General features: G+C 68.6%; 11 protein-coding genes. 5 read left to right on the top strand and 6 right to left on the bottom strand.

The genetic code is table 11. The features are described from left to right. Both AC1Q6V_RS19270 and AC1Q6V_RS19275 read left to right on the top strand, forming a co-directional pair. Complete coding sequence (locus AC1Q6V_RS19270; RefSeq protein WP_010811660.1) at positions 1-471, top strand: PaaI family thioesterase; 471 nt, start codon at positions 1-3, stop codon at positions 469-471. Between the two features lie 146 nt (positions 472-617). Beyond that, on the top strand, positions 618-1793 hold the full coding sequence (locus AC1Q6V_RS19275; protein ID WP_454749532.1) for an acetyl-CoA C-acetyltransferase: 1176 nt from the start codon (positions 618-620) through the stop codon (positions 1791-1793). 173 nt (positions 1794-1966) lie between these two features. On the opposite strand, the gene AC1Q6V_RS19280 is transcribed toward AC1Q6V_RS19275, so the two are convergent. From AC1Q6V_RS19280 to AC1Q6V_RS19295, 4 genes are all read right to left on the bottom strand, one after another. Further along, on the bottom strand, positions 1967-2641 hold the full coding sequence (locus AC1Q6V_RS19280; protein WP_454749533.1) for a histidine phosphatase family protein: 675 nt from the start codon (positions 2639-2641) through the stop codon (positions 1967-1969). Positions 2642-2838: 197 nt separating this feature from the next. Then, positions 2839-3525 carry a TetR/AcrR family transcriptional regulator gene (locus AC1Q6V_RS19285; RefSeq protein ID WP_010811657.1) on the bottom strand — a complete coding sequence of 229 codons (687 nt, stop codon included), beginning with the start codon at positions 3523-3525 and terminating at the stop codon, positions 2839-2841. Between the two features lie 157 nt (positions 3526-3682). Further along, positions 3683-4417, bottom strand: coding sequence for a VIT1/CCC1 transporter family protein (locus AC1Q6V_RS19290; protein ID WP_439672518.1), 735 nt, complete (start codon positions 4415-4417; stop codon positions 3683-3685). A 23-nt stretch (positions 4418-4440) separates the two neighbouring features. Continuing rightward, positions 4441-5343 (bottom strand): LysR family transcriptional regulator, encoded by a 903-nt coding sequence (locus tag AC1Q6V_RS19295; protein ID WP_081645122.1) that lies wholly within the window; start codon positions 5341-5343, stop codon positions 4441-4443. A 98-nt stretch (positions 5344-5441) separates the two neighbouring features. Here AC1Q6V_RS19295 and AC1Q6V_RS19300 point away from each other — a divergent pair, with 98 nt between their 5' ends. From AC1Q6V_RS19300 to AC1Q6V_RS19310, 3 genes are all read left to right on the top strand, one after another. After that, positions 5442-6083 (top strand): glutathione S-transferase family protein, encoded by a 642-nt coding sequence (locus AC1Q6V_RS19300; RefSeq protein WP_010811654.1) that lies wholly within the window; start codon positions 5442-5444, stop codon positions 6081-6083. 54 nt (positions 6084-6137) lie between these two features. Further along, on the top strand, positions 6138-7112 hold the full coding sequence (locus tag AC1Q6V_RS19305; protein ID WP_454749534.1) for a pyridoxamine 5'-phosphate oxidase family protein: 975 nt from the start codon (positions 6138-6140) through the stop codon (positions 7110-7112). Between the two features lie 135 nt (positions 7113-7247). Then, on the top strand, positions 7248-8255 hold the full coding sequence (locus tag AC1Q6V_RS19310; RefSeq protein ID WP_010811652.1) for a Bug family tripartite tricarboxylate transporter substrate binding protein: 1008 nt from the start codon (positions 7248-7250) through the stop codon (positions 8253-8255). A 36-nt stretch (positions 8256-8291) separates the two neighbouring features. Here the strand turns inward: AC1Q6V_RS19310 and AC1Q6V_RS19315 are convergent, their stop codons facing one another. After that, positions 8292-8732 (bottom strand): hypothetical protein, encoded by a 441-nt coding sequence (locus tag AC1Q6V_RS19315; protein ID WP_010811651.1) that lies wholly within the window; start codon positions 8730-8732, stop codon positions 8292-8294. Between the two features lie 113 nt (positions 8733-8845). After that, positions 8846-10441 (bottom strand): exonuclease domain-containing protein, encoded by a 1596-nt coding sequence (locus AC1Q6V_RS19320; protein ID WP_041688015.1) that lies wholly within the window; start codon positions 10439-10441, stop codon positions 8846-8848. Between the last annotated feature and the right edge of the window lie 128 nt (positions 10442-10569).

Genomic DNA, 10569 nt, shown 5'->3' on the forward strand with positions numbered 1-10569 from the left:
ATGGCCGAGGCTGAAATCGAGCGGGCGATGACCCAGGCCATCGCCGCGCCGGGCGAAGCTGCCGGCGGGGACGTGCCGGAGGGCTTCGTCCCGCTGCGCAGCATGAGCGGCTACATGGCAGGTTTCGGCCAGCTCTACCTGCATGCGGAGCGCCGCACGCTGGCGGTGCGCATCGACGAGAGTCACCTGAATAACCTGGGCATCCCGCACGGCGGCATGCTGGCGACGCTGGCCGATACCGCCATCGGCATGATGATGTCGCTGGAAACCGGGCGCTCCAAAAGCGCGGTGACCGTCAACCTGAGCCTGGACTACCTGGATTCCGCGCGCCTGGGCGACTGGGTCGAGGCCCGCGTGGAGTTCGACAAGCTCGGCTCGCGCCTGCGCTATGGCACCTGCCGGCTGGTCAGTGGCGAGCGCTGCCTGCTGCGCGCGACCGCAATCTTTGCAGTGCTGGCGCCGCGCACCTGAGGCCTGCGGCAAACTTCGTCGCTTCCGACGACGCTTGCCACCACCCGCGGCGCAACAATGCAAAGCGACACTGCCGGCGCCAGATGCCGGCACTCCGGACAACACCATGGCTGCCCCGGCAGCCTGCACCGAACCAAGGAGATCACATGGCAGAGGCATATATCGTCGCGGCGGTCCGTACCGCCGGCGGCCGCAAGGGCGGCAAGCTGTCGGGCTGGCATCCGGCCGACCTGGCCGCACAGGTGCTGGACGCACTGGTGGAACGCACCGGCGCCGACCCGGCGCTGGTCGAAGACGTCATCATGGGCTGCGTGAGCCAGGTCGGCGAGCAGGCCGGCAACGTGGCGCGCAATGCCATCCTGGCCTCGCGCCTGCCTGAAAGCGTGCCCGGCACCTCGGTGGACCGCCAGTGCGGTTCGTCGCAGCAGGCACTGCACTTTGCCGCGCAGGCAGTGATGTCGGGCGCGATGGACATCGTCATCGCCGCCGGCGTGGAAAGCATGACGCGCGTGCCGATGGGCCTGTCGTCGCAGCTGCCGGCCAAGAACGGTTTCGGTGTGCCCAAGAGCCCCGGCATCGAGGCGCGCTATCCCGGCGTGCAGTTCAGCCAGTTCACCGGCGCCGAAATGATTGCGCGCAAGTACGACCTGTCGCGCGAGCAGCTGGATGCCCACGCCCTGCAGAGCCACCAGCGCGCCATCGCCGCCACCAAGTCGGGCCGCTTCACCGCCGAAATCCTGCCGGTGGAAGTGCGCACGGCCGACGGTGCCAACGGTGAAATGCACACCACTGACGAAGGCATCCGCTATGACGCCACGCTGGAAAGCATCGGCAGCGTCAAGCTGATCGCCGAAGGCGGCCGCGTGACTGCCGCTTCTGCCAGCCAGATCTGCGACGGCGCCGCCGGCCTGATGGTGGTCAACGAGGCCGGACTGAAGAAGCTTGGCGTCAAGCCGCTGGCGCGCGTGCACGCCATGACGGTGATCGGCCATGATCCGGTCGTGATGCTGGAAGCGCCGCTGCCGGCCACGGAAGTCGCGCTGAAGAAGGCGGGCCTGCGCATCGGCGATATCGACCTGTTCGAAGTCAACGAAGCCTTCGCCCCGGTGCCGCTGGCCTGGCTGAAGGCCACCGGCGCCGATCCGGCGCGCCTGAACGTGCATGGCGGCGCGATCGCGCTGGGCCATCCGCTGGGCGGCTCGGGCGCCAAGCTGATGACCACGCTGGTACATGCGCTGCATACGCACGGCAAGCGCTACGGCCTGCAGACGATGTGCGAAGGCGGCGGGCTGGCCAACGTGACCATCGTCGAGCGCCTGTAAAGCTGTGAGAGTCGCTGCGTGCCGCACAGGCACGCAGCGCATGGATCGTCGCAGCAAGGAGTAGTAAAGGGAGAAGGACCGGCGGCGCGGGCATGTCAGAGTGCCCGCGCCAGCAGCCGGAAAAGGGGGCCGCGATTTTCGCGGCTTTTCTTGTTTGCGGTGTGTCGCGCGCGTCAGGCGAACGTCACTGCGCTGCGCCGGTCGGCGCGTTCCAGGTGCGGCACGTTGTTGAAGCTCAGCAGCCGCTGCACGCCGCGGCCGACGATGATCTCGCAGAACGCCGTATTGCGGAATTGCAGGTTCATCTCGATGGCGGCCTGTGCAGGTGCGCCAAGCAGGTCGGCCGTGGCGCGGCCGATGGCGCCACCGGAGCTCACCACCAGGATGGCATCCTCGCGCGTCATGCCTTCGCTTGCGTGCGCCAGGGCGCCGGTAATGCGGGCGCCGAAATCGGCCCAGCTCTCGGGCATCTCGGCCAGCCCGTCCTGGGTCCATGCGGCGTAGGCCGCGCGGAAGGTGCGCCAGTAGTCGTTGTAGTCGCCGTTCTGGTGCGCGCGGTGGTCGGCGCCGCCGGTGTGGCAACGGTACAGCGCCTCGCCGTCGTATTCGTTCAGGCCCGCGTGCGAGACGATCGCTGTCTGCGGCTGACCCATGCTGGCCAGGATCTCGCTGGCGGTGTCCTGCTGGCGCACCAGCGTGCCGGACACCACGCGGCTGAAGCTGACGCCGCGCTCCTGGAAATACTCGCCCAGCCAGCGCGCCTGCTGGCGGCCGGTCGGCGACAGGCAATCGTAGTTGGCGGCGCCAAACGAGGCTTGTCCGTGCCGGACGAGGAAAAGCGTGGCCATGAGCGGTCCCGGTAAACGTGAGGCGGATAGGGCTGCGCCCGGTGCGCCGTTTTGCGGCAGGCCGGGGGCGCCGGGCACGGCGCCCGGCGTGGGCACATTCTAGGGAGGTCCGGCGCGCCAGCCAAGCAAGCGCTGCGCAATTCATGGCAGCCATGGCCTGGCTGCATTACCGCGGGTGGCGCGGGCCGGTGGTGTGCTCAGGCCGGCTCTGCGCAGGGGACGCCGAGATAGCCGGCCATCAGGCGGTTGAGTTCCGGGATCATCTGTTCGTCGTCGAGGTGCAGTGGGCCGGAATCATTGAGCACGGCATTGACCAGCACGCTGAACACCGCCTGCATGGCAAAGCGCACGCGCACCTCGGCGGTGTCGGCAGGCATCGCCAGCCGCGGCACCAGCAACTGCACCATGCGCTCCACGATGGCTTCGCCGCTCTGGCGGTGGGGCACCCATTCCTCGGGCCGCGTGGACGCATGCCGCAGCGATGCCCGGATCACGCCGCGGTTGGCCAGCGTGCCGAGCACCATGAAGCGCGTGGCCTTTTCCAGCAGCACCGGTGTCGGCACGTCCTCCCAGCGCTCCTGCGCCAGGTAGCGCTCAGTCGACGCGGCGGTTTCTTCCATGACCAGCGCACGCAAGGCCTCGAAATAGGCCATCTTGTCGCGGAAGCGCCCATAGAAGGCACCCACCGATACCTGGCACGCCGCGGCGATCTGCGCCACGGAAACGGCGGCAAAGTCACGCGAGGCAAGCAGTTCGCGGCCCGCGCCCAGCAAGGCCTGTTCGGTCTCGCGCGCACGGCGCTGGCGCGGCGGCTGCAGGATCGAGGGGGTATCGATACGGGGAAAGGAGGCGTTGGCGGTGAAGCCGGATTGGGTCGCTGACATTGGCACTCCGTATTCGAATTCTGATTCGAATTTGAAAATACCGGTGCGTGCCGCGACGCGTCAAGGATTTTGTCGGGTGGCAGCCCGGCGTGGCGGGTGGGTGGGCTGCGCCGGAGGTGGCGTTGCGGCGCGCATGTGCCGCTTGCCTCGGCGCGGGTCAGAGCGATCCGAACACGGTGCCCAGTCCGTAGGTGAAGGCTGCCGCCATGCCCCCGATCAGCACCTGCCGCAGCGCCGAGAACCATCCCGGGCGGCCATTGAACGACGAGGTGCCCCAGCCAACCAGGCCAAGGCCGGCCAGGCACGCGACGATGCTGCCGAACTGCGCCGATGGCCCTGCGGTCACGAGGAACGGCAGCAACGGCACCAGCGCACCGCTGCTGTACAGCACGAAGGAAATTACCGCCGCCTGCACCGGGTTGCCGCCGCGCTCCTGCGGGTTGATGCCCAGCACTTCGCGCGCAAAGGTGTCCAGGGCCGCGCGCGGGTTGCGCATGATCTCGTCGGCGGCACGCTCGGCATCGGCCGGCAGCACGCCCTTGCCCACAATCACCGTGACCAGCCGCTGTCGGGCCCGGGTGGCATCATGCGCGAGCTCGTGCGCCATGTCGCGCAGGCGCTTGTTGTTCATCTCGCGACTGTTGGTCACCGACAGCCATTCACCCAGCGCCATCGAGCAAGCGCCCGCCGCCAGGCCCGCCAGCCCGGCCAGGATGACGGCCTCGCGCGAGGCCGCCGCGCCCTCCAGGCCCATCACCAGGCAGAAGCTGGACACCAGCCCGTCGTTGACGCCCAGCACGGCTGCGCGCAAGGCGTTGCCGCTCGGTCGATGGATCAGGCGCCGCACGCGGGAGCCGAAGCCGGCTGGAGTGGGAGCGCTCGACAGGGGCATGGTCTTTTTGCGATGGAGCGTTGTCAGTTGAAGCGCGGGCCCAGGTCATCCCGCATCCATTCGATAAAGGCGCGCGTGCGTGCCGGCAACAGTCGCGCATGGGGATAGATCAGCGATAGCGGCCATGCCGGCTGCTCGAAATCCTGCAGCACGATGCGCAGTTTGCGTGCTTCGACCAGTTGCGCGACCTGGTAGGACAGGAAGTGGCCGAAGCCCGCGCCTTCGGCACAGGCAGCCACGGCGGGCGCGGTCTGGTTGAATTCCAGGTTGCCGCTGACCTGCACGTGGAACTCCCGGCCGTCCTCCTGGAAGGTCCACCAGTGCGCGTGGTTGCCGGTGAAGCGCACGCAGTTGGCGCTGGCCAGTTCCTCGGGATGGCGTGGCACGCCGTGCTTGCGCAGGTAGGCGGGCGTGGCCACCACCACGCGGCGGATGCTGCCGACGGTCTGCGCCACCAGCGTGGAATCAGCCAGCGGGCCGATGCGCACCCCCACGTCCAGGTCTTCTTCAAGCAGGTTCACCACGCGGTCGGTGAATTCCATGCGGCAGCGCACGCGCGGATAGCGCTGCACGAAACGCGTGACCGCCGGCGCCACATACATCTGGCCGAACAGCACCGAGGCGGTCAGCGTGAGCTGGCCGCTGGGTTCGACATGGCTGGCGGTCAGGCCGGCCTCGACCTCGTCGATGGTGGCCAGGATGCGCCGGCAGCTGTCCAGGTAGCTGCGCCCCTCGCCGGTCAGCGACAGCCGCCGCGTGGTGCGGTTGAGCAGCCGGACCTGCAACTCGGATTCCAGCGCCGCCAGCGTGCGCACCACCGCCGGCAACGAGGTATGCAGCGTCGTGGCGGCTGCCGTCAGGCTGCCCTCGTCGACGATCCGCACAAAGGTCTGCATCGCGCGTAGCTTGTCCATGGCGCCACACATTACTCCATTCTTTGGAGTAGTCAAATATCAATTGCCCTATTTATTGCAACGACTTCGGCGCCCAGAATCCGGCTATCCCAACCGTTGAGGAGAGTGCCATGCAAGAAACCAATCGCCCCGCCAAGCCGCTGGTGCTGTACCGCTCGCCGGTGTCCGGCCACGCCCATCGCGCAGAACTGTTCCTGGGGCTGCTGGGCTTGCCCTGCCGGCTGGTGGACGTCGACCTGCGCGGCGGCGAGCAGCGCAGCGAGGCCTTCCTGCGCCTGAACCCGTTCGGCCAGGTGCCGGTGCTGGATGACGACGGCGTGGTCGTCGGCGATTCCAACGCCATCCTGGTCTACCTGGCCACGCGCTATGACGACGGCCGCTGGCTGCCGCGCGATCCGGTGGGCGCGGCGCGCGTGCAGCGCTGGCTGTCGGTGGCCGCCGGCGACATTGCCTTCGGGCCGGCGGCGGCGCGCCTGGGCGTGCTGTTCGGCAGGCCGGTGGCGATGGACGATGCCATCGCCCGCGCGCAGCGGCTGTTCACGCTGATGGAAATCCTGCTCGCCGGGCAGCCGTTCCTGGCGGCCGACCATGCCACCATTGCTGACGTTGCCGCCTACAGCTATATCGCCCGCGCCGAGGAAGGCAACGTGCCGCTGGCGCCGTACCCCGCGCTGAACGACTGGCTGCGCCGCATCGAAGCCTTGCCCGGCTTCGTGCCGATGCTGGTGTCGAAGGTCGGCCTGGCGGCGTAGCGCCTGCCGGACCCGCGTATCGCCAATCGATCCGACAAGGAAAAGGAGCTAGTCATGGATCTGCCCACATGGCCGCACGCCGGCCTGCCATTCCACGCCGGCGAACTGGCCGCCCAGGAGCGCGCCGGCAAGCGCGAACGCATGGCCGCGTCCGGCCCGCGGGTAATCCGTGGCGAGATGCCGGAGCAGCACCGCACGTTCTTTGCGCAGCTGCCGTTCCTGCTGGTTGGCGCCGTCGATGCCGACGGGCAGCCCTGGGCCACGATGCTGGCCGGGACGCCGGGGTTTGCGCATACGCCTGACGCTACCCACCTGCGTATCGACGCCGTGCCGCTGCCCGGCGACCCGGCGGCCCTGGCGCTGGCGCAGGGCGCGCGCATCGGCCTGCTCGGGATCAAGCTGCCTACGCGCCGGCGCAACCGCATGAACGGGGTCATCGTGGCGCGCGACGAGGGCGGGATGACAGTCGAGGTCGAGCAGAGCTTTGGCAACTGCCCGCGCTATATCCAGTTGCGCGACGTGAGCCTGGCCGAGCCGGCGCCCGCGCCGCCCGCCTGGCACGGCGACGCGCTGGATGAGCAGGCGGTGGCCTGGCTGCGCGGCGCCGATACCCTGTTCATCGCCACCAGCCACACCGCATCTCCGCAGGACGAGGGCGAGCACACCGGAGGCGCCGATGTCTCGCACCGCGGCGGCAAGCCTGGCTTTATCCGCGTCGACGAGGCCGGCACGCTGACGTTCCCGGACTTCAACGGCAACAACTTCTTCAATACGGTCGGCAACCTGCTGGCCAATCCGCAAGCCGGGATCGTGGTGCCGGATTTTGCCGATGGCTCGCTGCTGCATGTGGGCGGGCGCGCCGAGGTGATCTGGGAGGGCGATGAACTGGCGTCATACGCCGGCGCCGAACGGCTGGTGCGGCTGCATGTCGAGCGCGTGGTGCGGCGTGCGGCGGTATTGCCGCTGCGCTTCGGTTTTCGCGAATACTCGCCGGTGTTGGCGGACACGGGCGCGTGGCCGGTGCGTTGAGTCCGGTAGTCCGGGAGATTGTCATAAAAATGACATCAGAAAGTCACAAAAGAGTCACAATGGCGGCTGGCGACTGTTCGTAGCACCCGGAACCAGGGCGCTGGCGGGCAGCCCTGTATCAAGGAGAAATCAACCGTGGACAAGACGAAGAACAAGCCGCAAGCCCGCCGGGACATCCTGAGACACGCACTGCTGGCCCTGGCCGCCGCGCCGCTGGCACTGGCGGCGGGGACCGCGCAAGCGGCCTGGCCGGAAAAGCCGATCCGGCTGGTGGTGGCATTCCCGCCCGGCGGCCCGGTCGACACGCACGCGCGCCTGCTGGCCGAAAAGCTGCAGCCGATCCTGGGCCAGACCATCGTGATCGACTACAAGGCCGGCGCCGCCGGCAATATCGGCTCGGACAACGTCGCCAAGTCCGCGCCCGACGGCTACACGCTGCTGCTGGCCAACACTGGGCAGATGGCCATCAACAACTCGCTCTATCCCAAGCTGCCCTACAGCATGCCGAAGGACTTCGCGCCGGTGGCACGCACGGCGCTGATCCCGCTGGTGATGGTGGTCAACAACAACGTGCCGGCGCGCGACCTGAAGGCGTTCATCAGCTATGCCAAGGCCAACCCGGGCAAGCTGAACTTTGCCTCGGGCGGCAATGGCGGCATCTCGCACCTGATGCCGGAAATGTTCAAGCAGGCTTCGGGCACGTTCATCGTCCATATCCCGTACAAGGGCAGCTCGCCGGCGCTGACCGACGTGATGGGCGGCCAGGCGCAGATGATGGCCGACTCGATCCCGCTGTTCACGCAGTACATCAAGGCAGGCAAGGTGCGTGCGCTGGCGGTGACGTCGCCGCAGCGCTCTCCCGCGCTGCCGGATGTGCCGACGATGCAGGAGGCCGGGCTGAAGGGCTTCGAGGTGGTTGGCTTCTATGGCATGCTGGCGCCGGCGGGCACGCCCAGGGAGGTGGTCTCACGCCTGTCCGGTGCCTTGCGCACGGTGCTGGCCGACCCCGACACCAAGGCGAAGCTCGAGCAGCAGGGTGCCGAGCCCGCATGGCAGTCGCCGGAGGCATTTGCCGCCACGATCACGGCGGAGCAGAAGCGCTGGGGGCAGGCAGTGAAGGCGTCGGGCGCAAGTATCGACTGAGCCGGGCGGGCACCCGCGGGTGCCGTGGCTCATGGCTCAGCTGCGGCCCCGATATTTCAGGCTTGCGCAGTGGCCGACGAGCGCGGTGATGCAGCAGGCATCGCCGCGCCATTCGCCGCCGATGACGATGCCGTCCTGGCCGGTCACCAGCTTGCGCTGGCATTGGCCCGGTACCGGCGTGCGCTCCATGCCGGCATCGCGCGGGCCGCTGCCCGGGGGGCGCGCGGGCGCAATCGAATCGTTCCAGACATAGGCCGTGCCGGAGGGCAGGACCTGCACCGATTGCGGCGGACCCCACTGGCGCTTCGCCTCATCGACGGGGACGTTTTTCCAGGAATCGAAGACGTCCTGCATGGCGCTGGCCTCCAGGCCGGCGCAGGCACCGGTGATGGCAGCCGCCCACAAGACGGCCAGGCTTGCACGCACGCTGACGGCGCCGCGGGCCGTTTCGGCCGGAAGGATTGGGTTGGCTGGCATGTAGGCTCCGCATCGGCGCAGCCGGCTGCAAGGGCCGGCCTGTGCAGGCTAGCGGAGCCGCGTGCCTCGCTGCAAGCGTGCTCTGCGCGATGACGCACAGAGCGTGGCCGGCTTCAGTCGGAGACCAGGCCCAGGGGTTGCTGTGCGGCAGCCGGTGGCGCCTTGCGGGCAGTCTGTCCGGCCGGGATGCGTGCCGGGCGTGGCGCCCGGGCGGGGGCCTCGGGGGCGGTCAGCGTGAACGGCCTGTGCACGGACAGCGGCACCGCCTGCGGCATCCATTGCGCCAGCCGCGGCGCGAGGATCTGGTATGTATCGAGGTCGAAATGCGCTGGTGCTGCCGCCAACGCCTGCGCTTCTTCCAGCGTGGCTGCGCAGCCCAGGTAGCACCAGTCGTCGGCGACATGCCACCAGGTGCGTCCGTCGTGCTGCTCGCGCCAGGCAGCCGGGCCATCGAAGGGCCAGGGCATCAGCGCGATCGGCGCCAGCGCGGCGGCCAGCCGGGCGCGGTGCGCGCCCGACGGCTCGGCGCCGACGCAGGCACCGGCGCAGCGATGGACCTGGCGCGCAAAGCAGGGGCTGCCACGGCGGGTGGTTTTCTCCAGCGACAGCGTGGCCAGGCACAGGCCGTGTTCCTGCGCCAGCGCGCGCAAGCGAGCCTCGGCCGCGCCGCGGCTGCCGAACACGCCGAACAGGTCGCGATGCCGGCAGAAATCCGTATCTCGATCCGAGCGCAGGCGTGGCACCGGCAGCTGCTGCGGCAGTTCCCAGGCATAGAGCCGGGCATTGCGGCGCAGCAGCTGGTTGTGCACCGGCTGCATCGCCTTGACCAGCCGGGCTTCGAGCAGCAGCGCGCCGGTCTCGCCGCCGGTCTCGCGCCATTCCACACGGCGTACCAGCCGGGCCAGCCGCATATCCTTGCCGTACCGGTAGTCGCCGGAGAAGTGGGCGCCGATCCGTTGCCGCAGGTGCACGCTCTTGCCGATATAGAGTGGCACGTCCTGGTCGCCATAGAAGATATAGACACCGGGCGCCGCCGGCACGTCTTCCAGCGCGGTTTCGTCCAGGCCGGCCGGCAGGCTGGCCCGCCGCACCAGCGTGCGCACGGCCGATTCCACCAGGTCGACCGAATACGTGGCATGGATCTTCTGCCAGAACTGCCACAGCAGCTCGGCATCGGCCAGGGCGCGGTGGCGGCCCTTGGGCGTCAGGCCGAAGCGCGCGATCAGCGCATCCAGGCCGTGGCGTTCCACGGAGGGGAACAGCGAGCGCGACAGCCTTACCGTGCACAGCACGTCGGCCCGGAAGGTCACGCCGGCACGTCGGAAGGCGTTCTTCAGGAAGCCATAGTCGAAGCGCGCGTTGTGCGCCACGAACAAGCGGCCTTGCAGGCGTTCGGCAAGCGATTCCGCCAGTGACTCGAAGCTCGGCTGGCCGCGCACCATCTCTTCGGTAATGCCAGTCATGCGCTGGATGAACGGCGGGATCGACATGCCGGGGTCGAGCAGGGTGTCCCATTCAATGATGCCGTCCGGGCCGACTTCGACCACGCCGATCTCGGTAATGCGGTCGCGCTGTGCGTCCGCGCCGGTGGTCTCCAGGTCGACAAAGACAATAGGGCGCGACAGCGCCGCGGCGAGAGCTTGGGCGTCGAGCAGGCGCGCCCCGTCCGCTGGCAGACGCGACGGCAGGTAGGTAGGCATGTCAGGCATTTGCCGATTCTAAGGCGGCGCTGATGGTGGCACGAAGAAGTTTTCAAAAACCCCTTGCCAACCCCGCTGCGGTCACTTAATATTCGCCCCCTCGCAACACAACGCAGCGCTGCAAAGCAGACGCAGCA

It is taken from the genome of Cupriavidus sp. GW823-FHT07B10 (genome assembly GCF_058794355.1).

Bases quoted from the DNA above. Each gene is read 5' to 3' on its own strand.
- AC1Q6V_RS19270 (WP_010811660.1), top strand. From the start codon at position 1: ATGGCCGAGGCTGAAATCGAGCGGGCGATGACCCAGGCCATCGCCGCG.
- AC1Q6V_RS19285 (WP_010811657.1), bottom strand. From the start codon at position 3,525: ATGTCAGCGACCCAATCCGGCTTCACCGCCAACGCCTCCTTTCCCCGT.
- AC1Q6V_RS19290 (WP_439672518.1), bottom strand. From the start codon at position 4,417: ATGCCCCTGTCGAGCGCTCCCACTCCAGCCGGCTTCGGCTCCCGCGTG.
- AC1Q6V_RS19295 (WP_081645122.1), bottom strand. From the start codon at position 5,343: ATGTGTGGCGCCATGGACAAGCTACGCGCGATGCAGACCTTTGTGCGG.
- AC1Q6V_RS19275 (WP_454749532.1), top strand. From the start codon at position 618: ATGGCAGAGGCATATATCGTCGCGGCGGTCCGTACCGCCGGCGGCCGC.
- AC1Q6V_RS19280 (WP_454749533.1), bottom strand. From the start codon at position 2,641: ATGGCCACGCTTTTCCTCGTCCGGCACGGACAAGCCTCGTTTGGCGCC.
- AC1Q6V_RS19300 (WP_010811654.1), top strand. From the start codon at position 5,442: ATGCAAGAAACCAATCGCCCCGCCAAGCCGCTGGTGCTGTACCGCTCG.
- AC1Q6V_RS19320 (WP_041688015.1), bottom strand. From the start codon at position 10,441: ATGCCTGACATGCCTACCTACCTGCCGTCGCGTCTGCCAGCGGACGGG.
- AC1Q6V_RS19315 (WP_010811651.1), bottom strand. From the start codon at position 8,732: ATGCCAGCCAACCCAATCCTTCCGGCCGAAACGGCCCGCGGCGCCGTC.
- AC1Q6V_RS19305 (WP_454749534.1), top strand. From the start codon at position 6,138: ATGGATCTGCCCACATGGCCGCACGCCGGCCTGCCATTCCACGCCGGC.